This is a genomic window from Luteibacter sp. HA06, assembly GCF_054061215.1.
Genome location: NZ_JBSSDZ010000001.1, coordinates 124,519 through 146,245, shown reverse-complemented (window position 1 = coordinate 146,245; position 21,727 = coordinate 124,519). Strand labels below are relative to the sequence as shown.

The following is a 21,727-nucleotide window of genomic DNA, read 5'->3' as shown; positions in this document are numbered from 1 at the left end:
CTTGCCTGTTTTCGGTAGTTCCTAAGCGTTTGCGGCAGCTTTCGCGCACCCGTCGCCGTTCTTTCTCATTGATTTCACACAATTTTTATCTTTCACTATTCAATCGCGCGATATTTTAACGTGCGCTAGTGGACGGCTACACCGTGGTCGCTGCGCCGAATGAGTTGCGCAGCGTGAAGGCCGATGCCGCCGAGGTCGCCAGCCTGGTCGCAGGCATCAGGACGCCGGTCGTGCTCGTCGGCCCAGTTCGCGGCCGACGTGCCGGCGAAAGACGCCGCACTGATGGCTGCCGGCCAGCGTCCGATCACCGATGTCGCCTCGAACGAGGCGGAAACCACACCGGCCTGGACGCACGTGGTGATGGTGTCGCATCCGACCGACGTCGCGAAGTTGATCGAAGCCGCCGCCAGGGGCGAATAACTGCCGACTCAGCTACGGCGTGCTTTTGTCATCCGGCGCGTCGTAGCTGACGCTCTTAAAGCCTTCCAGATCGCGCAGGGAATCGGCGAGTACGGCGAGTTGATCCTTGCGGACCGGTCGCGTGAACAGCACCGTGACCACGTCGTCGCCGTCCGGTTCGCGACGAAGAATCGTCTTCGCGAACGGAAGATGGTGCTCGCTCAGCGCCGCCTCGAACACGCTCAGCGCGCTCGAACCCGTGAGGCGTGCGGTGAGACGCGGGCGACGTTTTGGCTTGCCCGTAAGTCGGCGCTCCAGTGGTTTGAGCAACGCGAGGATCACCCAGATGATCGCGGTGGCCATGACCGCGCCGGCATACATACCGCTGCCCGCCGCCAGGCCAACCGATGCGACCGCCCAGAGGCTCGCTGCGGTCGTGAGGCCGCGAACGATCTGGTCACGCTCCACGAAAAGAATGGTGCCCGCACCGAGGAAGCCGACCCCGGTAACGACCTGTGCGGCGATGCGCGACGGGTCGAGCACCACGTGCGGATTGTTCAGTACATCGGCGAAGCCGAATGCCGAAACGATGATGGCGAGTGCGGCGCCTACGGCCACCAGCATGTGCGTGCGCAGGCCGGCGGTCCATTCCAGGCGACCACGGTTGATGCCGATCACGCCGCTGAGGACGGCGGCGGTGAGGAGGCGAAGGAGCAGGTCGACAGGTCCGATCATTGAACCGACTCTAGTCGGCGGGCAATAAAGATGTTGTGACCGTGACGGGGCCGGTCTCAGCGTCTGGGTCGAAGCTGCATCAGCAAGCTGAGCGTGAGCAGTACGACTGCCGCGCCCGCGCTCGCGTAGCCGAAGGCAAGGAGAGCACCGAAAGGCGCACCTTCGTCGGTCATCTCGGAAATGAGCAGAGCCAGTAGCGCAACCGAACCAGCAACGCGAAGCAACCGTGCCCGCGAATGCGAGGGCTTGCCTCCGATCACCTCGGCGTGATGACGGTTCATCGCTGCAGCGAGACAGGCAAACGCGGCAATGGCAAGGAGGAGACTCACGCGCGCGTCTTCGCGGTACCGAGCGATTCCGTCGCCTTGCGACGCTTCGGCGGACCGGACACGCGCTTGCCGACTCCCCAGGCGATACCGAGGCACGTCGCACCTAGCGCAGCAATCACGGCGTCGATGTACATCAAGTCGGGCCGTACGAAGACGGTGTCGCCGAAAGCGAGAACGACCAGCGAAATGCCGGCCAGGCCGAACTGGGCGACCCAACCTTTGCGCGGTGTGCCAAGGCAAGCATGAAGCAGTGCGGCGGCCCAGACGATGAACATCGTATGGATCTCCCATGCCGCGCGGTCGTTCATCGACACTGGCAGGAGTCGGTTTGCCCACAGGAAGGCAGACATCCCGAGCGGCATGCCTGCGACGAAAGCGACGTTCAAACGCTCGACGAGGCGAAAACCAAAATGCGGTCGGGACGGATCAGGTAGTTGGGCGCGCCGCTTGACAGTCCACAGCACGAGCCCCGTCGCGACCATGGCGGTGCCAGCAACACCGAGAAGGAAATAAAGCCAGCGCATTTCCAACGACGCAAAGCGGCCAGCGTGCACTCCGATCATCCCACCACGTGTAAGTACCCCGGCACTTTCCGGCTTCGAAGCAGCGAGGACGGCACCCGTCGTGCCATCCATCTGCACGGTGACCTGGTTCGAACTGATCCGGTCTGAACCCGCGCGCTCGGCGACGATGCGTGCCGATGCGTCACCGGGTTGCGTGATCTTCAACGTCGCGACGTGACCGCCGTTCCAGGTATGACTAGCCGCGTCGAGGGCCATCCGCAGGTCGATCAATGGCTTCCCTTCGCCCGTAGCGGCAGGCGTCATATAGCTCGGGATGATTTCGGCGAACAAGGCATTGCGGCTGCCATTCGACCCATCGGCGCCCCACGGCATGTAGATCGTCATGAGGGTGACGAGACCGGTGTAGGTGATCATCAGGTGGAATGGCAGTGCCAGCACGGCAAGCGCATTGTGTCCGTCCAGCCAGCTGCGTTGTCCCTTGCGCGGGCGGAACGTGAAGAAGTCCGCGAAGATCTTCTTGTGTGTGATGACACCACTGATGATCGCAATGAGCATCGCCATGGCGCAGATGCCGGAAAGCCATCGGCCCCAGATGATCGGCATGTAGTGCATGTCGAAGTGCAGGCGATAGAAGAAGTCGCCGCCTTCAGTCGCGCGTACGTGCACGGGTTCGCCGCGTGCATCGAGCACGATGGGTTCCATCACGGCGTTGCGAGGCGTCGCCTTGTCGCGGAAGGTGACTGACACGCCTGCGCCACGCTCATCCGGCAGGGTGATGTTCCACTGCACGGCGTGTGCCGCGTGAGTCTGCAGGTAGCGCTGCGCGTTCGCTACATCGGTGGCGGCCGGTTGACGCGCGCCGATCTCTGGTTGCGCCCAGCGCGTGATTTCCTCGCGCCAGAAGCTCACCGTGCCAGCGAGGAACATCGCATACAGCACCCAGCCGACGATGAGGCCGGACCATGTGTGCAGGCTGGCCTGCGTCTGTCGAAAGCCGGGGGCACTCATGTCAGCGCGATGCCAATCGTCGCGACGGCAGCGAGCGCGGCCATGGTCAGCGCCGTGCGGCCGAGCCGCGGCGCGCCGAAAGCCCAGACGAAGCAGCCGGCGTAGAGCAGGAATGAGAGCATCGTCGCGGCGAAACCGGCACCGGGGCGATCGCCCGGTATGAGGCGGCCGAAGAGGAAGGTCCAGAGCGACACCGTGACGTAACCGCCGAGGACGGCCAGTGCGACGCGTGCGATCGTGGTGGAGGTAGAACGCCTGATGGAGGCGACCTCCCTTGAATGCGAATGGTTCGCATCCTAGAAGGCTGACGGATTTGGGTCAAGGATCACGAGCATCGCCGATGAATCGGCTCCCACAAAGGGCGGAATGCGGAAGCCCCTACAAATGTGGGAGCCCGTACAAATGTGGGAGCCGCTTCAGCGGCGATGCCTTTTACTTGCGATTCTCTCGCGGAATAAACCCGGGCAGCCCCGTATGCACGACATCGTTCAGGCGAATATTCGTCGTGATACCTTCGCGGATCTCCCGCAATGCATCGTCGGGTATCGGCGAGATCTCGTAGTTCTCGCGGATGTGGTCGGGGTTCGTCGAGGTCGTGAGGAACGCGGTGCCGCGCTGAACGGCCCACGCCAGTGCAACATGCGCCGGCGTTTCGCCGATGCGTTTCGCAATGGCCTTCAGCACCGGATCATCGTGGATGCTCGGCTCCATGCCATGACCCAGCGGAGCGAAGGCAAGCAACACGATGCCGTTGGCCTTGCAGAAGTCCAGCAACTCCCACTCGGGAAGATACGGGTGCGATTCGACCTGCACGATGGCCGGTTTGATGCGCGCATTCGCGACGATCTCCTTCAGGGTGTCCAGCTTGACGTCGGAGAGCCCGATCGCCCTGGCCAGGCCAGCGTCGACCAGCTCCTCCAGCGCTCGCCACGTATCGAGCAAGGTGATGCCCTTGTCGTACGCCGGCTTGCCGTCGGCTTCCTTCGGGTACTGATCGTCACCGGGCGCGAACGCGAACGGCGTGTGGATCAGGTAGGCATCCGCGTAATCGACCTGCAGGCGGCGCAGGCTTGCTTCGAGCGCGGGCTTCACCCGCTCGGGGCGGTGGTTGTTGTTCCACAGCTTGGTCGTCACGAAGAGCTGTTCGCGACTCAGGACGCCTTTGTCCAGCGCCTCCTTGATCACATCGCCAACGACGTCCTCGTTGCGATAGGCCTCGGCGGCGTCGAGGTGGCGGAACCCAACCTCCAGTGCCGTCCTGACGGCGGCGCGACCTTTCTCGCGATCGGGAATCAGTGTGCCGAAGCCGACAGCCGGAATGGATCCCGTGCCGTGGGCAAGCGGGATGGTGGTATGACGAAACGTATCAAGGGCGCTCATGGTTTTCCTCCGTTAATAGGGTCACCAGCCACAGATCGCTCGTCACGGTACGCCGCCCGCCGCTGGAAAGCTTCGTCGGAATTGCCGCCAAGTGCGATGGATAGCTGCACGGTGTCCTGGTATTGCGCGGTCTTCGCCTGGATCTGGCCGATCAGGGCCCGCTGGTAACTTCGTTCGGCATCGATCACCTGCAGCACGCCGGTCTCGCCCGCCTTGTAGCCGGCGCGGTTGAGGTCGAGGCTCTGGCTGGCGGCCGCGAGCGCGCGGTCCTGCGCCGCTGACTCCTCGCTGTCGTGGTTGATCGCCTGGAGTACGTCCGCCACCTGGCCGAGTGAGGTGACCACCGTTTGCTTGTAGGTTGCCAGCGCGGCCTTGTAACCGTCGACGGCGCCACGCTGGTTCGCCTTGAGCGTGCCGCCGTTGAAGATCGGCGCTGTAAGGCCAGCGGCCAGGCCCCACAGCGTACCGATACCGGGCGCCGGCCCGACACGCGTGAGCGCTCCCGAGAGACTCACGTGCGGATACAGGTCGGATGTCGCCACACCGATGGCCGCGCTTGCGGCATGCAACTGCGATTCCGCCTCGAGGATGTCGGGGCGCTCGCGTGCGAGGTCCGAGGGAAGTGTCACGGGCAGGCGGCTCGGAAGGGCGAAGTCGGCGAGATCGAAGTCGGGTGGTGTCCAATCAGCCGGGCCTTTGCCAGCCAGCACGGAGAGGGCGTGCGCCGCGCTGTCGCGTTGTTGGGCGAGCGGCGGGAGCAGGGTTTCGTCCTGTGCCAGCTGGGTCATCGCCGTCGCCACATCGACCTGGGTCGCGCTGCCATAACGGTGCGCGGTCCGCACCAGATCCAGGTTCTTGCGGTCGTTGGCCAGAAGGCTTTCCACGGCCGCCAGCTGCGCACGCGCGGACGCGAGCGACAGTGCCTGGGTGGCGACGTCGCCGGTGACGGTCAGGTAAGCCGCGTCGAAGCGGTGGCGCTGGATGTCCGCCAGCGCGGTCTGTTCTTCGACGCGACGCTTCGTTCCGCCGAACAGGTCGAGGTCGAAGCTCACCCGCGGTCCGACGGCGTAGAAGTTGGACGTACCGAAGCCCGTGGCGCCGGTGGCGCGCTGCCGTCCGCCCTGGGCGCCGATGTCCACTTGCGGGCTCAACGCGCCAGCCACGGATGTCACGGCTTCGTTTGCCTGCGCAATCGTGGCATCCGCGGCTTCCAGGCCGAGATTGCCATCGATAGCCTTGCGCATCACGTCGTCCAGCTTGTGAGAGCCGAACGGGGCCCACCATTCGCCGTCGATCCTGTTATCGAAATCGATGCGCTGCGCGCCGCTGGCCAGCGCCTTCTCCGCCTGCATGTCGTAGTGCTTCGAGGCAGGAGCACCCGGCTTCTGAAAATCCGGCCCGACCATGCAACCCGCTAACAGGGCAAAGGTGGACGCAGCAAGAACCGTCTTGATGAGTTTCATGATTGACTCCGGGAGTCAGTGGGCCGAACGCGGTTTGTGGAGGAGGAGGACCAGTGGACTGATGACGATCATTGCGATCATCAGCAGCTTGAACTGGCCGATGAGTGCGATGAGTGCCGCCTGCCCCGTGACCAGCTCGTTGAGCTGTGCGAGGTGGGCGCCGGACAGCGCGCCGGTAGCGTCGGCGACCGCTCCGTAGGCGCGCACGTTCTTCGCCAGCGCCAGGTGGACGGCCTGCGTGTTGTTGTAGAAGTACACCTGCACGATCGAGATGCCGATGGTGCTGCCATACAGACGCGACAGGTTGTAGAAGGCCGTGGCCTGCGCACGAAGTGCCGGGCTGATCGTGCTGAAAGCCGCACGCGTGAGCGCAGGCATGAGCACGCCCAGTCCGGCGCCCTGCACCACGCCAGCGATCACCACGGGCCAGCGGTCCATCAACGCCGAGTAGCCGAGCATCCGCCAGTTGCCGTAGACCACCAGGGCCATGCCGGCGACGATGAAGAGCCGGTTGTCGACCCACTTCGGCACGCGCCAGGTAAGAAGCAACCCTGCGACGAGCGCCGCCCCACGGGGTAGCGCGAGATAACCCGCGGTGTCGGCAGGGTAGCCGAGCAGTTCCTCGAGCATGGGCGAGGTCAGCGCCAGCGTCGGCAGGAGAACGAAGCCGAACACGAAGTACATCGCCGCAGACACCGTGAAGTTGCGATCCTTGAACATGGCGCGGTTGAGGAAGTGAACATCCTTCGTCATCACGTGCACGATGTAGAGATAGAAGCCCAGCATCGCGACGATCGCTTCAATCCAGATCTCCGTCGACGCGAACCACTCCAGGCGTTCGCCGCGGTCGAGGAACATCTGCAGTCCCGCGATGCCGAGGGTGAACGTGGCAAAGCCGAAGAAGTCGAAGGGCGGACTCTTTTCGGCCTTCTTCTCGCGCAGGAACAGCGCCATCGCCACGAAGACCAGCACGGTCACCGGCAGGCTCACGTAGAAGATGCTCTGCCAGCCGTGGAACTCGCTCAGGTAGCCGCCGATAGCCGGTCCGCTGAGGATGCCGACCAGGGCGGTGACCGCCCAGACGATGCCGATGTGCCCATGACGCAGCGGCGGCAGCTCGTCGAGAAGGATCGCCATCGACAGCGGCGCGAGCGTGGCGCTCGCCGCACCCTGGAGAACACGCGCCGCGACGAACTGCAGCGGGGTGGTGGCGAGGGTGACGAGCACGAGGGCAAGCGCGAACACCGCGATCGACACCTGGAAGATCGCCTTCCGGCCGAACCGGCCAGCCAGCCAGTGCGTCATCGGCATGACGATCGCACTGGCCGCGATATACGAGGAGAAGATCCAGCCCACCTCGTCGTCCGACATCGACAGCCCGCCCTGGATATGCAGCAACGCGGCATTGGGGATGGAGATGTTCACGGCCGAAAGGAAGGTGGCGATGATTCCCGCGGCGATCAGGACGCGGTGCACGCCCGGCGTGCTGTGCGGAGCGGGCACCGTGTTCATGGGCTGGCCGGCTCGCTGTGCGTATCGACCTGGGCGGTCACGCTGATACCTGAGTACAGCGGCCACTTCGGATCGATCGCTTCGAGTTCGAGGCGTACAGGCAGGCGCTGCACTACCTTGACCCAGTTACCCGTCGCATTCTCGGGCGGCAGGACGGCGAACTCGGAGCCCGTGCCCGGGCTCATGCTCACGACGTGGGCCTTGAAGGGATGGCCCGGGTACGCGTCGACCTCGATGGTCGCGGTCTGGCCGGTGCGCATGTGGGTCAGTCCGGTTTCGCGGAAGTTGGCTTCGATCCAGACATCACGGCTCGACATCATCGAGAACACGGTCGTACCGCCGTTGACGAAGTCACCCACCTGAAGATCGTCCACGCGGGCGACGATGCCGTCGTCCGGCGCGACGACATCCGCGTACGAAAGGTCGAGGCGGGCACGGTCGAGCTGCGCCTTCGCTTCAAGGACGGTGGGGTGTTGGTTCACGTCGATATCCGGATCCCCGTTGAGGCCGGCGATGCTGTTCGAAACCGCCTGCTGCGCGGCGGCGATGTGCTGGCGGGCCACCTTCACATCGGTATCGGCGCGCTCATAGGACGAGCGCGAAGCGAAGTCGGAGGCGAGAAGCGCTTTCTTGCGGTCGTATTCCTTGCTGTCGAACTCCGCGGACTCTTTCGCCGACTGCAGTTCCGCCAGCTGCTGGCGGTACGTCGCCTTCAATGCCTCGACCTGGAGTCTCGCGGTTCCCAGCCGGGCTTCCGCCTGCTCGACGGCGATCAGGTAGGGCTGGGGGTCAACGCGGAACAGGAGCTGGCCCTTGTGGACGCGCTGGTTGTCCTTGACGGCGATGTCCACCACCTGGCCCGAGACCCGTGCATTGATCGAGTCCCTCGCCGCGCGGACGAACGCGTCGTCCGTCTCGACCGCACCCCGGCTGCTCAGGTACCGGGCGCCGCCCAGCCCGATCATCAGGAGGGGGAGCGCGGCCATCAGGGGCCAGCGGAGCTTTTGGCTGTTCATAGAGGCGAAACCCGTGAATACGAAGGGAATTGAATTTTGTGCAGGTTCGTATAATATGTTCCGCAGGACCCGACTTCAAGGGTTTTTATGCACGGTGGTACAAAAATGGAAAAGACCGAGAAACGGCCGCGTGGGCGGCCTCGCGCTTACGAACCCGACGTGGCCATGCGCAAGGCCGCGGATGCGTTCTGGAAAGCCGGCTATTCCGGGACGTCCCTCGACGACCTCTCAGCCGCCACCGGGATGAACCGGCCCAGCCTTCGCGCCGCCTTCGGCGACAAGCACGCGATCTACATGCGCGCCCTGGCCGACTACTGGGGCATCAAGTTCGCCGTCATGAAGGTCGCGCTGGCCGGCCCCGGCACCCTGCCCGATGTGCTCATGCGTGTTTACGACGCTGCACTGGACATCTACTTCTCCGGTGACGAGCACGTCCGTGGCTGTTTCGTCGTCGGCACGGCCATCACCGAGGCGCTCGGCGATGCGGAGATCCAGGACGTCGTCACCGGAGGCTTCCGCAAGCTCGATGCGGATTTCGAAACGCGGCTCCGCGAGGCGCGTGACGCCGGTGAACTGAAGACGGGCGCGGACGTGGAGGCGCTTGCGATGCTTGTCTCCGCGACGATGCATACCATCGCCATTCGCGCACGCGCCGGCAGTTCGCGCGACGAGCTCCGCAAACTCGCGTTGAAGGCGGTTGGTGTCATTACCGGATGAACGCCGGGCTGCCCGACGTCATTGCCGCGCGGTTGTCCGTGCTCTTCTGCGGCATCAACCCTGGTTTGGCGGCAGCTGCGACGGGACACCATTTCGAAGGGCGATCGAACCGGTTCTGGCGAGTTATGTATCTGGCCGGCTTCACGCCTGAACAGCTCTCACCTGGAGAGGGCCGTCGCATGCTCGACTACGGATACGGCCTGACGACCGTGGTCGGGCAGCCCACGGCTGGTGCCGATGAGTTGTCGAGACGAGACTTCGTGGATGCCGCTGTGGGATTCGAGCAGAAGATCGCGACGTATGCACCGCGAGTCGTCGCGTTTCTCGGCAAGGCGGCATACGCGGCGCTTACGAGTACCCGTGATCTTGCCTGGGGACGACAGCCGGTCGCGTTGCAGGGTGCCACGGTGTGGGTACTACCAAACCCCAGCGGAAGGAATCGCGCGTTTACGCTGGAGCAACTCGTCGAGGCTTATCGCGAGTTGCATGTCGCCGTATGTGGGAGCCGCTGAAGCGGCTCCCACAGATGACACACCCACCACCGCTGGAAAGCCGCCCTCAATGGTCGAGCGGGACGTCCTTGGTTTCGCGTACGAAGAACAGACCGATCACGACCGTCATCAGGGCCACCACGACCGGATACCAGAGTCCGTAGTAGATGTCGCCCTTCCACGCGACCAGCATGAAGCCGATGGTCGGGACGAAGCCGCCGAACCAACCGTTACCGATGTGATATGGCAGGCTCATGGACGTGTAGCGAATGCGCGTCGGGAACATCTCCACGAGCCATGCGGCAATGGGCCCGTAGACCATCGTGACGTAGAGCACCAGGATCGCCAGCAGCACGATGAGCATGGGGTAGTTCGACTGCGACGGGTCCGCTTTCTCCGGGTAACCGGCGGTCTTCACCTGCGCGCCGACCTTGCCGGTGAAATCCTTGCTCTTCGCCGTGAAGTCCGCCTTTTCCAGTCCCGCGCCTTCGAACGACTCGATCACCTCGTCGCCGATCTTCACCGTGGCCAGCGTGCCGGTTGGCGCCGCCGCGTTGGTATACGGAATGCCCTTCTTCGCCAGCACGCTCTTGGCGACATCGCACGAGCTGGTGAAGGTCTTCTTGCCGACCGGATCGAACTGGAACGAGCAGGCGTTCGGATCCGCGGTAACCACCACCGGTGCCGTTGCCGCCGCGGTCTCGATCGCCGGGTTGCCGAAGTGCGTGAGGCCCTTGAAGATCGGGAACATCGTCAGCGCCGCCAGCAGGCAGCCGGTGAGCACGACAGGCTTGCGTCCCACCTTGTCCGACAACCAGCCGAAGAAGACGAAGAACGGCGTGCCGATGAGCAGGGCGGCGGCGATCAGCAGGTTCGCTGTCGTGCCATCGATCTTCAGGCTCTGGGTCAGGAAGTACAGCGAGTAGAACTGCCCCGTGTACCAGACCACCGCCTGGCCGGCCGTGGCACCGAGCAGCGCGAGGATCACCAGGCGAAGGTTCTTCCACTGGCCGAAGGCTTCGGTCAGCGGCGCCTTGGACTGCTTGCCCTCGGCCTTCATCTGCTGGAACACCGGCGACTCATGCAGCTGCATGCGAATGTAGACCGACACGCCCACCAGGATGGAGGAGAGCAGGAACGGAATACGCCAGCCCCAGGCTTCGAAGCTCTCGGTGCCCAGGCCCAGACGCGTGCCCAGGATGACCAGCAGCGAGAGGAACAGGCCGAAGGTCGCCGTGATCTGGATGAAACTCGTATACAGGCCACGCTTGCCCGGCGGTGCGTGCTCCGCGACGTACGTCGCTGCGCCACCGTATTCACCGCCGAGCGCAAGGCCCTGCAGCAGTCGAAGCAGGATCAACAGCACCGGCGCGAGTACACCCATCGTTGTGTAACCGGGCAACACACCGACCAGGAAGGTCGAGGTACCCATGATGACGATGGTGATCAGGAACGTGTACTTGCGGCCGATCAGATCGCCTACGCGTCCGAACACGATGGCACCGAACGGACGGACCGCGAAACCGGCGGCGAAGGCGAGCAGCGCGAAAATGAACTGGCTGGTCTCGTTCAGGCCGGTGAAGAACTGCTTGCCGATGATCGCGGCAAGCGAGCCGTAAAGGTAGAAGTCATACCATTCGAAAACCGTGCCCAGGCTCGACGCGAGAATCACGCGTCGGTGGCTGGTTCCGATGGTGCCGTCGGCGCGAAGGCCGCTAGCCGTAGTCGCCATGGTGCTCTCCAATCAGAACCGGTACATACCGTTGAGGGTGAGTTCGTTACCCGAGGTCTTTTCGCGGCCGAGGCCGTTGACGGTGGTCGAGTCGAGGTTGGAGTGGATCAATTCGAGGCTGAAGTCGAAGGGACCGGTGGTGTACTGCAGGCTGCCCGCCGTCTGGCGGTTCTTCAGCAGGCCGACGGTATTGGCGGCACGCCACCGAAGCACGTCGTCGGTGTCGGGCTTGCTGACGGAAGCGAAGCCATAAAGGGTCCAGTGCGAGTCGAACTTGTAGCCCGCCTGCAGGTAGCCGCCCTTTTCCTTGATGTCACCGAACTGCGAGAGGTTGCCGAAAATCTCGCCGATAGCGTTGCCGGAATACACCGCGGACTTGAGGATGAACTGACCGGGTGTCCACATGCCACCGAGCTCGACGGCCGTGCTCGAGAGGTTCTTCTTGATCGGGGTCGGGTTGTTGCCCTCGACACCGCTCAGATCGATCTTGCTGTAGTGACCGGCAAGGAACGCCGCCCAGTTGCCGCCCTTCGCCGTCAGGCGCGCTTCGAACTGCGGCCTGAAGCCGGCGTTACCCTGGGTAAGGAAGTTGTTCGTATCGGTGCCGCCGGCACGGCCATTCCAGCTGCCCTGCAGCGCGGCGACATCGAGGCGCCACTTGGTGCCTTCGGCGCCGTGGTTGAGGTCCTGCATGAAGATCGCACCCGGGAAGCGCCAGCCGATCACGCCGCTGCCGTAACCGAGCGGAAAGGCGATATGCGAGAGCGACTGCGGGATGTAATCCAGCGGGAACATGAGGTCCCACATCTGGCCGACGCGGATCGTCGTACCCGAGTTCGGATTGCTGATATCGAAATAGGCCTGGCGCAGCCGCTGCTCGGGCTGTGAGCCGGCATACGCACCTGTTCCGTTGAATCCGCCGAAGAAGTCCATCTCGATGCGGCCGCTGCCGTTCCAGTTCTCGTTGAACTTGGCGCCGGCGAAGTCGAGCCAGAAGCGTGTATTGCGTACGTCGACGCCGCTGACGCGGCCGTTGGCGTGCCCCGCACCGTCGGACGGGATCGGGTACTCGGCGTTCTGGCCGTTACCGTACGTGTAAGCCCGGTTCTGGCTGAAGGCGCTGACGTCGATGAAACCATGCAGCGCGAGCGAGACACCGGGCGCTGTGCCGGTGGCGAAGGCGGGTTTGGCCGGGACGGTGGCCACGGTCTTCTCGACCTTGGTCACCTTTTCGTCGGTAGCCTGCGCCTGTGTTTGCGCTGCCTGGGCCGTGGTGGTGGCCTGCGTGGTCTCGGCCTTCTGTTCCTGAATCATGGCCTTGAGCTCGGCGAGCTGCTGCTCGAGCGAGTTCACACGCGCTTCGAGTTCGGCTTCGTGGCTCGTGGTTTTCTTCGACTTCGACTGGGCGTGAGCCAGATCCGGCAATGCGGCCATCGGCAGCATCAAGGCACAGGCGACACTCAGGGCGATGGCCTTGCGGCCACCGGAACGGTTCGTCTTCATCATGGTCTCCCCAACCATTGGCGAGCCGAGCATGTGACACCCCGGCCCGGGCATCCATTCGCCAAAGGTCGAACCTCGACCAAAGTCGTAGCAGGCTCCCAGCCTTATGTTGCGCCGCGACGTTACACTTCGTGGCATAGCCACAAGCCAATCCGCAGGAAGAACGCATGTCCGATATCCACCCGGTCGATCCCGCCTTTGCCGCCAGGGCGCATATCCGCAAGGACGACTACCAGCGCATGTATGCCCGGTCCGTCGAGGATCCCGAGGGCTTCTGGAAGGACATGAGCGGTCGTATCGACTGGGTCACGCCGCCGACAACGATCAAGAACGTCTCGTACGACCCGAAGAACCTGTACATCAAGTGGTACGAGGACGGCACGCTCAACGTTGCCGCCAACTGCCTGGACCGTCACCTGGAGAAGCGCGGCGACAAGACCGCCATCATCTTCGAAGGCGACGACCCGAACGAATCGCGCAGCCTGACCTATCGCGAGCTCCACGCCGAGGTGTGCAAGTTCGCGAACACGCTGAAGAACCTCGGCGTGGCCAAGGGCGACCGCGTCATCGTTTACCTGCCGATGATCCCCGAGGCTGCCGTGGCGATGCTGGCCTGCGCGCGCATCGGTGCCGTCCATTCCGTGGTCTTCGGCGGTTTCTCGCCGGATTCCCTGGCCGGACGCATTGCCGATTCCGGCGCCAAGCTGGTCATCACCGCGGACGAAGGCTGCCGCGGCGGCAAGAAGGTTCCGCTGAAAGCCAACGTGGACGAATCACTTACTCGCCCGCAGACCAACAGCGTGGAGACGGTGATCGTGGTCCGTCGCACCGGCGGCGCGATCAACATGCAGTCACCGCGCGATCGCTGGTACCACAGCCTGATGGAAGGGCAGTCCAGCGATTGCCTGCCCGAGGCGATGAACGCGGAAGACCCGTTGTTCACCCTCTACACCTCGGGTTCCACGGGGCTGCCCAAGGGCGTGCTGCACACCAGCGGCGGTTACCTGGTCTACGCCAGCATGACCCACGAGCTGATCTTCGACGTGCGCGAAGACGACGTTTACTGGTGCACCGCGGACGTCGGTTGGATCACCGGCCATAGCTATGTGGTGTATGGCCCCCTCGCCAATGGTGCCACCGTGGTGATGTTCGACGGCGTGCCTAACTACCCGGACTTCAGCCGCTTCTGGCAGGTAGTCGACAAGCACAAGGTCACGCTGTTCTATACGGCGCCCACCGCCATCCGCGCGCTGATGCGCGAGGGCGAGGCGCCGGTGAAGAAGGCCTCCCGCAAGTCCTTGCGCCTGCTCGGCACGGTCGGAGAGCCGATCAACCCGGAGGCCTGGAACTGGTACTTCAACGTGGTCGGCGATGGTCGTTGCCCGATCGTCGATACCTGGTGGCAGACGGAGACCGGCGGCATCCTCATCACGCCCTTGCCCGGCGCGACCGACCTCAAGCCGGGCTCCGCGACGCTGCCGTTCTTCGGCATCAAGCCGGCCATTGTCGACACGGACGGCAAGCCGCAAGAGGGCGCCTGCAGCGGCAATCTGGTCATCACCGATTCGTGGCCCGGCCAAATGCGCACGGTGTACGGCGACCACCAGCGTTTCGTCGACACCTACTTCAAGACCTACCCGGGCAACTACTTCACCGGTGACGGTGCGCGTCGCGACGAAGACGGCTACTACTGGATCACCGGCCGCGTGGACGATGTGATCAACGTATCCGGTCATCGCATCGGCACGGCGGAAGTGGAGAGTGCGCTGGTGGCCAATCACAAGGTGGCCGAAGCCGCGGTGGTGGGCTGCCATCACGACATCAAGGGCCAGGGCATCTATGCCTACGTGACGCTGGTCGCTGGCGAGAACGGCAGCGACGAACTTCGCAAGGAACTGATCGCCGGCGTCCGCAAGGAAATCGGGCCGATCGCCGCGCCGGATTTCCTGCAGTGGGCGCCCGGATTGCCGAAGACACGTTCGGGCAAGATCATGCGTCGCATCCTGCGGAAGATTGCCGAGAACCAGCCAGACCAGCTGGGCGATATCTCGACGCTTGCCGATCCTTCGGTGGTGAAGAGCCTGGTGGAAGAACGACTGATCAAGTAGTACGCCATGTCCGATGTCCTGATCGCCGATGACCATCCGCTGTTCCGCGACGCTTTGCAGCGCGCGGTACTCGCGGCCTTGCCCGACGCTACCGTGCACACGGCGGACAGCGTGCCTGCGCTGTTCGCGCTGATCGAGTCGCTACCGGATGCCGACCTGCTGTTGATGGACCTGCACATGCCGGGTGCGCGCGGCTACTCGGCCCTTGCGCATATTCGCGGGCAGTATCCAGGGTTGCCCACCATCGTGGTCTCCGGCCACGAGGAAGCGCAGGTGGCCAGGCGCGCACTCGCGCATGGCGCGTCCGCGTACATTCCGAAATCGGCGGCGGTGGACGATATCGTCGAAGCGGTCCGTGCGGTGCTCGATGGCGACGTATGGCTTCCCCATAAGCTCGTCGGTGGCAATGTCGAGTTGAAGCCCGACGAAGCCGATGTCGCGGCGCGCGTGGCGTCGCTGACACCGCAGCAGTTCCGCGTGCTCAACATGATTGCCGAAGGTCTTCTGAACAAGCAGATCGCCTACGAACTCACGGTGTCGGAAGCGACCGTCAAGGCGCATATGACCGCCATCATGCGCAAACTCGGTGTGTCCAATCGCACACAGGTCGCGCTGGCGGCAAGCCACCTCGACGTAGATCGCGAAGCCTTCCCAACCAGCTCGCAAGACAGCTGAGGACGCGATCTTTGCTGTTACGCGGCGTGGGTGCCAGCGCGTTTGGCCAGGGCTACCAACAACGCGCGCAGCGCGGCGGGACGTACCGGCTTGTGCAGCAGGGGATAGCCCAACGCACGCGCCCGTTGCTTCAACTCCGTGCTTCCATCGGCCGTCACCATCGCCGCAGGCGGGATCGTGCCGAGGGTTTCGCCGAGGAAGCGCAGTGCTTCCAGACCATCCATGTCGTCGCTCAGGTGGTAGTCCGCGAGGATCAGATCCACGTGCGTCGTCGATAGCGTGTGGAGCGCGTCGCCCACGTCGACCGCGACGCGGCAGTCCACGCCCCAGCGTCCGAGCAACGCCTTCATGCCATCGAGGATCGTTTCGTCGTTATCGATGCAGAGCACAGTCAGCGGAAGCTGTTCGCCGCCGCCGGGACGTGCCATCGCCGGCGCCCGTTTACGCGAAACCGCCGCTGTGCGCGGAACTGAAATGCTGAAGCAACTTCCCCGTCCGACGCGCGACCGCAGTGCCAGTCGATGATGAAGAATGCCCGCAAGGCGATCGCAGATGGAAAGGCCGAGACCCAGTCCTTTTTCGCCCCATGGCGAGGGACGGTCCAGTCGTTGGAACTCGCCGAAGACGCGTGCCTGCTGTTCGTCCGCGATACCTGGCCCGGTGTCCCACACTTCGAGACGTATCTCGTCGCCGTGTCGGCGTGCGCCAAGAAGCACGCCACCAGAGCGGGTGTAGCGCAGTGCGTTCGACAGGAAATTGGCGACGATGCGGCGGAGCAATTGTGCATCGGAACGAACGGAGAGTGTCGTCGGTACGACATGTAGCGACAGACCTCGTTGCTCAGCTACCACGGCGAATTGCTGACGTAAGGAGTCGAACAGGTCGGCTAGCGCGAACGGTGCCACTTCCGGCCGGTAGCTGCCGGCATCCAGCCGTGACACATCGAGCAGCGCATCCAGAAGATCTTCCGCCGCACGGAACGACGCATCGATACGCTCGGCGAGCTGGGCAGCTTCGGTATCCAGTCCCGGGTGCTGACGCAGCGCCGAGGTGAAAAGGCGCGCGGCATTCAGTGGCTGCAGGAGGTCATGACTGGCTGCCGCGAGGAAGCGTGTCTTCGATGCGTTCGCGGCTTCGGCTTCGCGTCGGGCGATGGCGGTTGCCGTGAGTGCTTCGGACAGCTCTGCCGTACGTACCTCGACGCGCTGCTCGAGTGTTTCATTCGCATCGATGAGTGCCTGCTCGACGGATTTGTATGCGGTGACGTCGGTGAACGTCGTGACGAAGCCACCACCAGGAAGCGCGCGCCCACGCATTTCGATAACGGTGCCATCCGGACGGATGCGTTGGAAGACGTGCGGCGAGCCCGCACGCATGTAGCGAATACGTTTGCCGACGTGCTCATCGACTTCACCCGGGCCGCACTCGCCATGTTCGGCGTTCCAGCGAATCAGGTCGGCAACGGGAAGGCCGACGTAAACCATGCCTTCGGGGTAATCGAACAGTTCGACATAGCGGCGATTCCAGGCGACGAGTCGCATCTCGCCGTCGACGACGCTGATACCCTGCGACACGTTCTCGAGCGTGGTCGACAGCAGCTCGCGGTTGAAGCGGAGCTCCTGGGATGCTTCGTCCATCAGTGCCATCGCTTCGGCGATGTCGAGGCCGGTACCCGAGAGCGCACCCATGAGAATGCGCCGCGCGCTTGCGGCACCGACAGCACTGGCGAGCAGGCGCTCGGTGAACTGGATCAGCGGGCGGTCGGCGGAGTCCGTCTGGGTAAGCGTCACGCCATGACGCTCACCGTACTCGTTAAAGGCACGTGCGGTGACGCGTTCGCCGACGATGCGGCCGGCGATCGTGCCGAGGTCTCGCACGGTCACGCGTCCTTTCCAGTCGCCGGCGCCCGTTGCACTGCGTACATAGGGGTCGACGAACAAGGCGGCGTGGAGACGTTCGGCGACACTGGGACGGAAACGCAGCGAGATGAAGATCAGGCAGGCCACGTTGAACAGCAGTGACCAGAACGTACCGTGCGTTACGGGTTCCCAGCCATTGAGATGGAACAGCTCGTTCGGTTTCAGCCAGCCCATGCCGAAGGGTCCGTTGTCGACCCAGCCACTACTCATCCAGCCGGCGCGTGTCATGGCAGGAAGGAGGAGGGTGTAAGCCCAGACGGCAAACCCGGCGAGGAGTCCGACATACACGCCGACGCGACTCGCACCCCGCCAGTAGAGGGCGGAGACGATAGCCGGTGCAAACTGCGCCACCGCCGCGAAAGACAAGAGCCCCGTGGCAGCGAGGTTCTCGGCGTTCGCGATGATGCGGTAGTAGACGTAGGCGAGCGCAGCGAGGACGACGATGGATATGCGGCGTACGAGCAACACGATGCCGGAAAGATCGCCACGTCGTTCGAGATCGAGTCGACGAATACGCAACAGCGCGGGCATGACCAGGTCGTTGCTGATCATCGTCGCCAGGGCGACAGCGGCGACGATGACCATGCCGGTGGCTGCGGAGAACCCGCCGACGAAGGCGAGGAGGGCGATTCCGCTATCGCCCAGCGCGATCGGGAGGTTCAGTACCCATGCGTCGACGTGGCCATTGGTCACCTGCGGCAAGCCGAGTCCCGCGCTGACAATCGGCAACACCGCGGCGGAGATCAACACCATGTACAGCGGGAACAACCAGCGTGCCTTGCGCAGGTCGCGCGGATCTTCGCACTCCACCACGCCGATCTGGAATTGCCTGGGGAGGCAGAACATCGCGCAGAAGGCGAGCAGGGTCTGCGCGACGAAGCCCGGCGGCATGCTGCCTTTTTCGATCTGCAGCACCGGCGCGTGCAGGGTCTGAGCAAGCCCGGGACCATGCAGGTAGGCGTACACGCCGATGGCGACGAAGGCGAGCAGCTTCACCAGGGACTCGACAGCCACGGCCAGCATCAGGCCGTGGTGATGTTCTGTCGCGTCGATGTTGCGCGTACCGAACAGGATCGCAAACACAGCCAGCAAGGCCGCGCACCACAGCGCGGTGTCTCCAAACCACCACGCCGAGTTGCCCGCGCCGAGCACGGCGAACGACATCGCGACAGCTTTGAACTGCAGGGCGATGTACGGAATGATGGCGACCACCGCAATGATCGCGACCAGGGCCGCCAGCCCATGCGACTTGCCAAAACGCGCGGCGATGAAATCGGCGATCGAGGTGATGTTGCGTTGGCGTGCCACCAGCACCAGGCGCTCGAGCAGACCGAAGCCGAAGACGAACAGCAGCAGGGGGCCGAGATAGATCGGCAGGTACGCAAGGCCCGACCGTGCCGCTGTGCCGACGGCGCCGTAGAAGGTCCACGACGAACAGTAGACGGCCAGCGCCAGGCTGTAGACCAACGGTCGCAACCGGGGTTGGCGGGGGTAAAGCGGACGACGGTCGCCCACGTAGGCAATGGCGAACAACATGCCGACGTAAGCAAGTGCTACCAAGAGCAGAAGCCAGCCTGCAATCACATTCAGTGCTCCCCGTTCTGCACGCTTCCGATTCTAGGGCCTAGCGCAAATAGTTGCTGGGCCACGCTTGCCTGAATCTGCACGGCGACGCAGCATAAGAGGATGACTTCGACCGTTCCTGCCATTCCCACGCTCGCTGACGACGATATCCACGTCTGGCAAACCCGCTGGACGCCTGGCGAGGGGGAGTTGTCCTTCGTGTCGCTATTGGCGGCGTATGCCGGTCATGGCGCGCCTGCGTTCGTGCGCGGCGAGCATGGCAAGCCGCATTTTCCGGCGCCGTTCGATACGCTCGGATTCAACTGGTCGCACAGCGGCGACCGGGCACTGTTCGCCATCGGCCGTGGTGGAAGCGGCTTCGAGGTAGGTGTTGATATCGAGCGGATACGGCCGCGGCCGCGCGCACTGGAGCTGGCCAGGCGCTTCTTCGCACCCGAGGAGGCGACCATGTTGGCCGCCTTGCCGGAAGGCGAACTGCTCGACGGCTTCCTGAGGCTATGGACTGCCAAGGAGGCGGTGCTCAAGGCGAACGGGGGAGGCCTTTCGTACGGGTTGGAGCGTGTGTCGTTTCTTCTCGAAGGCTCCAGGGCGACTCCGGTCGCTTTCGATGGTGAGATCGCTCCCGCATCAACCTGGCGCGTCGAGGCATTGGACGTGGGCGAAGCGGCCATCGCTGCCCTCGCCTGGCGGGGCAGCGAACGCACGGTGCGCGTCTTCACATATCCGATTTGAACCTTTTCTCAACGAGATGTGTCTGATGTTCTGTGAGTGCGCGTGTGAGTGTGAGCCGTGCGCCATAGGGAGTTGGCGCGTTATGCTGGGACGACAGTCATTACGCACGTCGCAATGGCGACGTGCGTTTTTTTATGGATAAACGATGACCCTACTCAGCGTAAACCTGAACAAGATCGCCGTTCTGCGCAACTCGCGCGGCGGCAACGAACCGGATATCGCCACCGCAGCGAACACGTGCATCGATGCAGGTTGCGGCGGGCTCACCGTGCATCCGCGTCCCGATATGCGTCATGTCACACCTGGGGACGTACGCACCCTGGCTGGCCTGCTGCGCGGTCGCGTTGAATACAACATCGAAGGCAATCCCTTCGCCGGCGCGCGCGGCGCGTATCCGGGCCTCATTGAACTGGCTCGCGAGGTGCGACCGACCCAGGTCACCCTCGTTCCGGACGGCGATGGTCAGATCACCTCGGATCACGGCTTCGATCTCACCAAGGACATCGAGACGCTCAAGCCGGTCGTCGCGGCGTTCCGCGAGCTGGGCTGCCGCGTGAGCGTTTTCGTCGATGCAGGAGGCGAGGGCTTCGCCGAGGCCGCTGCCATCGGCGTGCAGCGTATCGAGCTTTACACCGGGCCCTACGCGGAAGCGTTCGCCGAAGGCGATGCGCGGAAGGAGCTCGCGTGGTTTGCCGACACCGCGCAACGCGCGCAGAAAGCCGGGCTCGCCGTGAATGCCGGGCACGACCTGAGCCAGGCAAACCTGGGCACGTTCAAGTCGGCGATTCCCGGCCTCGCGGAAGTCTCGATCGGCCATGCGCTGATCGGCGAGGCGCTGTACGAAGGTTTGGCGCGGACGGTGAAGAACTACCTCTCCATCCTGTCGTAAAGAAACCACTGTTGTGGGAGCCAGTTTTGTGGGAGCCACTTTTGTGGGAGCCGCTTCAGCGGCGATCCCGCGGCAGCGGGCCAGGCGTAAGGCAAGCACCCATTCGCCGATGAATCGGCTCCCACACGAAAAAAAACCCCGCCGAGGCGGGGTTTTTCAGTCTTACCGGACGACCGCGATCAGTTCGAGTTAACGAAACCGATCTTGGTCAGGCCCTGGCCCTTTGCGTCGGAAAGCACGCGAGCCACGACCTCGTACTGAGCCGCGTCATCGGCGTCGATCTGCAGTTCCGGCTGGTTCGACTGCTGGGCGATAACCGCGATCTGAGCCTTGAGGCCCAACTCGTCAACCGGCGTATCGTTCCAATAGAGCGAGCCATCCTGGCGAATCTGCAAACGGACGGGATCCGGCGGATTCTCTGGGTTGACGACATTCGGATTCGGCTGCGGCAGATCGATCTTGATCTTATGCGACAGCATCGGAGCCGTGATCATGAAGATGATCAGGAGCACCAGCATCACGTCGACGAGCGGCGTGACGTTGATGTCCGCCATGGGACCACCAGAGTTACCTGAGCTAAAAGCCATCTCGTTTACTCCTTACCGGTCGACATGAAGCCGACGTGGACCATGCCGGCATCCTTGGCGTCGCCAAGGACCTTCTTCACCACTTTGTATTCCGTGGTGCGGTCTGCACGGATCTGGAGCTCCGGCTGCGGCGACTTCGCCGCCGCAACCGCGAACTGTGCCTTCAGCTCAGCCTCGCTGACTTCGCCGTCATTGAGGAAGTACGTACCGTCCGGCTTGATTGCGAGATCCATCGGATCGACCGGGGCGTCATCCTTAACGTTCGGATTAGCCTTCGGCAGATCGATCTGGACCTTATGGGACATCAGGGGAGCCGTGATCATGAAGATGATCAGCAGAACCAGCATCACGTCGACGAGCGGCGTGACGTTGATTTCCGACATCGGACCGCCGCTGTTGCCCCCGCTACTCATAGCCATGGGTC

The 21,727-nt window shown here is 63.6% G+C and carries 20 protein-coding genes; 7 read left to right on the top strand and 13 right to left on the bottom strand.

Annotation, left to right across the window (positions count from 1 at the left end; all coding sequences use genetic code 11):
• Positions 1 to 183 precede the first annotated feature (183 nt).
• Complete coding sequence (locus tag ACVWWJ_RS00675; RefSeq protein ID WP_456966394.1) at positions 184 to 420, top strand: hypothetical protein; 237 nt, start codon at positions 184 to 186, stop codon at positions 418 to 420.
• A gap of 12 nt (positions 421 to 432) precedes the next feature.
• Here ACVWWJ_RS00675 and ACVWWJ_RS00670 read toward each other — a convergent pair whose 3' ends face one another.
• The 8 genes from ACVWWJ_RS00670 to ACVWWJ_RS00635 all read right to left on the bottom strand — a co-directional run bounded on the left by ACVWWJ_RS00670 (position 433) and on the right by ACVWWJ_RS00635 (position 8,366).
• A complete protein-coding gene (locus tag ACVWWJ_RS00670) occupies positions 433 to 1,134 on the bottom strand; it encodes an MgtC/SapB family protein (RefSeq protein WP_456966393.1) in 702 nt (233 codons plus the stop codon).
• 56 nt (positions 1,135 to 1,190) lie between these two features.
• Positions 1,191 to 1,463 (bottom strand): DUF3325 family protein, encoded by a 273-nt coding sequence (locus tag ACVWWJ_RS00665; RefSeq protein WP_456966392.1) that lies wholly within the window; start codon positions 1,461 to 1,463, stop codon positions 1,191 to 1,193.
• Complete coding sequence (locus tag ACVWWJ_RS00660; protein WP_456966391.1) at positions 1,460 to 2,995, bottom strand: PepSY-associated TM helix domain-containing protein; 1,536 nt, start codon at positions 2,993 to 2,995, stop codon at positions 1,460 to 1,462. Before ACVWWJ_RS00660 ends, ACVWWJ_RS00665 begins: the two co-directional genes overlap by 4 nt.
• A complete protein-coding gene (locus ACVWWJ_RS00655) occupies positions 2,992 to 3,189 on the bottom strand; it encodes a hypothetical protein (RefSeq protein WP_456966390.1) in 198 nt (65 codons plus the stop codon). Before ACVWWJ_RS00655 ends, ACVWWJ_RS00660 begins: the two co-directional genes overlap by 4 nt.
• A 238-nt stretch (positions 3,190 to 3,427) precedes the next feature.
• A complete protein-coding gene (locus ACVWWJ_RS00650) occupies positions 3,428 to 4,375 on the bottom strand; it encodes an aldo/keto reductase (RefSeq protein ID WP_456966389.1) in 948 nt (315 codons plus the stop codon).
• On the bottom strand, positions 4,372 to 5,838 hold the full coding sequence (locus ACVWWJ_RS00645) for an efflux transporter outer membrane subunit (RefSeq protein ID WP_456966388.1): 1,467 nt from the start codon (positions 5,836 to 5,838) through the stop codon (positions 4,372 to 4,374). The genes ACVWWJ_RS00650 and ACVWWJ_RS00645 overlap by 4 nt, the downstream gene beginning before the upstream one ends.
• Before the next feature lie 15 nt (positions 5,839 to 5,853).
• On the bottom strand, positions 5,854 to 7,350 hold the full coding sequence (locus tag ACVWWJ_RS00640) for a DHA2 family efflux MFS transporter permease subunit (RefSeq protein WP_456966387.1): 1,497 nt from the start codon (positions 7,348 to 7,350) through the stop codon (positions 5,854 to 5,856).
• Positions 7,347 to 8,366, bottom strand: coding sequence for an HlyD family secretion protein (locus ACVWWJ_RS00635; protein WP_456966386.1), 1,020 nt, complete (start codon positions 8,364 to 8,366; stop codon positions 7,347 to 7,349). The genes ACVWWJ_RS00640 and ACVWWJ_RS00635 overlap by 4 nt, the downstream gene beginning before the upstream one ends.
• A gap of 105 nt (positions 8,367 to 8,471) precedes the next feature.
• Here ACVWWJ_RS00635 and ACVWWJ_RS00630 point away from each other — a divergent pair, with 105 nt between their 5' ends.
• Positions 8,472 to 9,083, top strand: coding sequence for a TetR/AcrR family transcriptional regulator (locus ACVWWJ_RS00630; protein WP_456966385.1), 612 nt, complete (start codon positions 8,472 to 8,474; stop codon positions 9,081 to 9,083).
• Positions 9,080 to 9,595, top strand: a complete 516-nt coding sequence (gene mug / locus ACVWWJ_RS00625) for a G/U mismatch-specific DNA glycosylase (RefSeq protein ID WP_159888896.1) — start codon at positions 9,080 to 9,082, stop codon at positions 9,593 to 9,595. The genes ACVWWJ_RS00630 and mug overlap by 4 nt, the downstream gene beginning before the upstream one ends.
• A 46-nt stretch (positions 9,596 to 9,641) precedes the next feature.
• Here mug and ACVWWJ_RS00620 read toward each other — a convergent pair whose 3' ends face one another.
• Together ACVWWJ_RS00620 and ACVWWJ_RS00615 are read right to left on the bottom strand one after the other, a co-directional pair.
• Complete coding sequence (locus ACVWWJ_RS00620; protein WP_456966384.1) at positions 9,642 to 11,306, bottom strand: MFS transporter; 1,665 nt, start codon at positions 11,304 to 11,306, stop codon at positions 9,642 to 9,644.
• A gap of 12 nt (positions 11,307 to 11,318) precedes the next feature.
• Entirely contained in the window at positions 11,319 to 12,812 is a 1,494-nt protein-coding gene (locus ACVWWJ_RS00615) for a hypothetical protein (protein WP_456966383.1), read from the bottom strand.
• 164 nt (positions 12,813 to 12,976) lie between these two features.
• On the opposite strand from ACVWWJ_RS00615, the gene acs reads away from it, so the two are divergent.
• Positions 12,977 to 14,917, top strand: a complete 1,941-nt coding sequence (acs, locus tag ACVWWJ_RS00610; protein WP_159888890.1) for an acetate--CoA ligase — start codon at positions 12,977 to 12,979, stop codon at positions 14,915 to 14,917.
• 6 nt (positions 14,918 to 14,923) lie between these two features.
• On the top strand, positions 14,924 to 15,592 hold the full coding sequence (locus ACVWWJ_RS00605; RefSeq protein ID WP_456966382.1) for a response regulator transcription factor: 669 nt from the start codon (positions 14,924 to 14,926) through the stop codon (positions 15,590 to 15,592).
• 17 nt (positions 15,593 to 15,609) lie between these two features.
• On the opposite strand, the gene ACVWWJ_RS00600 is transcribed toward ACVWWJ_RS00605, so the two are convergent.
• Positions 15,610 to 19,095, bottom strand: coding sequence for a hybrid sensor histidine kinase/response regulator (locus ACVWWJ_RS00600; protein ID WP_456966381.1), 3,486 nt, complete (start codon positions 19,093 to 19,095; stop codon positions 15,610 to 15,612).
• A 102-nt stretch (positions 19,096 to 19,197) separates the two neighbouring features.
• On the opposite strand from ACVWWJ_RS00600, the gene ACVWWJ_RS00595 reads away from it, so the two are divergent.
• Together ACVWWJ_RS00595 and ACVWWJ_RS00590 are read left to right on the top strand one after the other, a co-directional pair.
• A complete protein-coding gene (locus ACVWWJ_RS00595; RefSeq protein ID WP_456966380.1) occupies positions 19,198 to 19,827 on the top strand; it encodes a 4'-phosphopantetheinyl transferase family protein in 630 nt (209 codons plus the stop codon).
• Between the two features lie 145 nt (positions 19,828 to 19,972).
• Complete coding sequence (locus tag ACVWWJ_RS00590; RefSeq protein WP_456966379.1) at positions 19,973 to 20,716, top strand: pyridoxine 5'-phosphate synthase; 744 nt, start codon at positions 19,973 to 19,975, stop codon at positions 20,714 to 20,716.
• Between the two features lie 179 nt (positions 20,717 to 20,895).
• Here ACVWWJ_RS00590 and ACVWWJ_RS00585 read toward each other — a convergent pair whose 3' ends face one another.
• Positions 20,896 to 21,303: an ExbD/TolR family protein gene (locus ACVWWJ_RS00585; RefSeq protein ID WP_046969084.1), complete on the bottom strand. Its 408-nt coding sequence runs from the start codon at positions 21,301 to 21,303 to the stop codon at positions 20,896 to 20,898.
• A 5-nt stretch (positions 21,304 to 21,308) separates the two neighbouring features.
• The gene (locus ACVWWJ_RS00580; protein WP_159888881.1) at positions 21,309 to 21,722 is read right to left on the bottom strand and encodes an ExbD/TolR family protein; all 414 of its coding nucleotides are present in this window, start codon (positions 21,720 to 21,722) and stop codon (positions 21,309 to 21,311) included.
• Between the last annotated feature and the right edge of the window lie 5 nt (positions 21,723 to 21,727).

What these genes read in the sequence shown, in the direction of transcription:
- ACVWWJ_RS00595 (WP_456966380.1), top strand. Translation starts at nt 19,198, where the DNA reads ATGACTTCGACCGTTCCTGCCATTCCCACGCTCGCTGACGACGATATC.
- ACVWWJ_RS00640 (WP_456966387.1), bottom strand. Translation starts at nt 7,350, where the DNA reads ATGAACACGGTGCCCGCTCCGCACAGCACGCCGGGCGTGCACCGCGTC.
- ACVWWJ_RS00650 (WP_456966389.1), bottom strand. Translation starts at nt 4,375, where the DNA reads ATGAGCGCCCTTGATACGTTTCGTCATACCACCATCCCGCTTGCCCAC.
- ACVWWJ_RS00620 (WP_456966384.1), bottom strand. Translation starts at nt 11,306, where the DNA reads ATGGCGACTACGGCTAGCGGCCTTCGCGCCGACGGCACCATCGGAACC.
- ACVWWJ_RS00605 (WP_456966382.1), top strand. Translation starts at nt 14,924, where the DNA reads ATGTCCGATGTCCTGATCGCCGATGACCATCCGCTGTTCCGCGACGCT.
- ACVWWJ_RS00630 (WP_456966385.1), top strand. Translation starts at nt 8,472, where the DNA reads ATGGAAAAGACCGAGAAACGGCCGCGTGGGCGGCCTCGCGCTTACGAA.
- ACVWWJ_RS00585 (WP_046969084.1), bottom strand. Translation starts at nt 21,303, where the DNA reads ATGGCTTTTAGCTCAGGTAACTCTGGTGGTCCCATGGCGGACATCAAC.
- ACVWWJ_RS00645 (WP_456966388.1), bottom strand. Translation starts at nt 5,838, where the DNA reads ATGAAACTCATCAAGACGGTTCTTGCTGCGTCCACCTTTGCCCTGTTA.
- ACVWWJ_RS00670 (WP_456966393.1), bottom strand. Translation starts at nt 1,134, where the DNA reads ATGATCGGACCTGTCGACCTGCTCCTTCGCCTCCTCACCGCCGCCGTC.
- ACVWWJ_RS00675 (WP_456966394.1), top strand. Translation starts at nt 184, where the DNA reads ATGCCGCCGAGGTCGCCAGCCTGGTCGCAGGCATCAGGACGCCGGTCG.
- ACVWWJ_RS00590 (WP_456966379.1), top strand. Translation starts at nt 19,973, where the DNA reads ATGACCCTACTCAGCGTAAACCTGAACAAGATCGCCGTTCTGCGCAAC.
- mug (WP_159888896.1), top strand. Translation starts at nt 9,080, where the DNA reads ATGAACGCCGGGCTGCCCGACGTCATTGCCGCGCGGTTGTCCGTGCTC.
- acs (WP_159888890.1), top strand. Translation starts at nt 12,977, where the DNA reads ATGTCCGATATCCACCCGGTCGATCCCGCCTTTGCCGCCAGGGCGCAT.
- ACVWWJ_RS00660 (WP_456966391.1), bottom strand. Translation starts at nt 2,995, where the DNA reads ATGAGTGCCCCCGGCTTTCGACAGACGCAGGCCAGCCTGCACACATGG.
- ACVWWJ_RS00580 (WP_159888881.1), bottom strand. Translation starts at nt 21,722, where the DNA reads ATGGCTATGAGTAGCGGGGGCAACAGCGGCGGTCCGATGTCGGAAATC.
- ACVWWJ_RS00615 (WP_456966383.1), bottom strand. Translation starts at nt 12,812, where the DNA reads ATGATGAAGACGAACCGTTCCGGTGGCCGCAAGGCCATCGCCCTGAGT.
- ACVWWJ_RS00635 (WP_456966386.1), bottom strand. Translation starts at nt 8,366, where the DNA reads ATGAACAGCCAAAAGCTCCGCTGGCCCCTGATGGCCGCGCTCCCCCTC.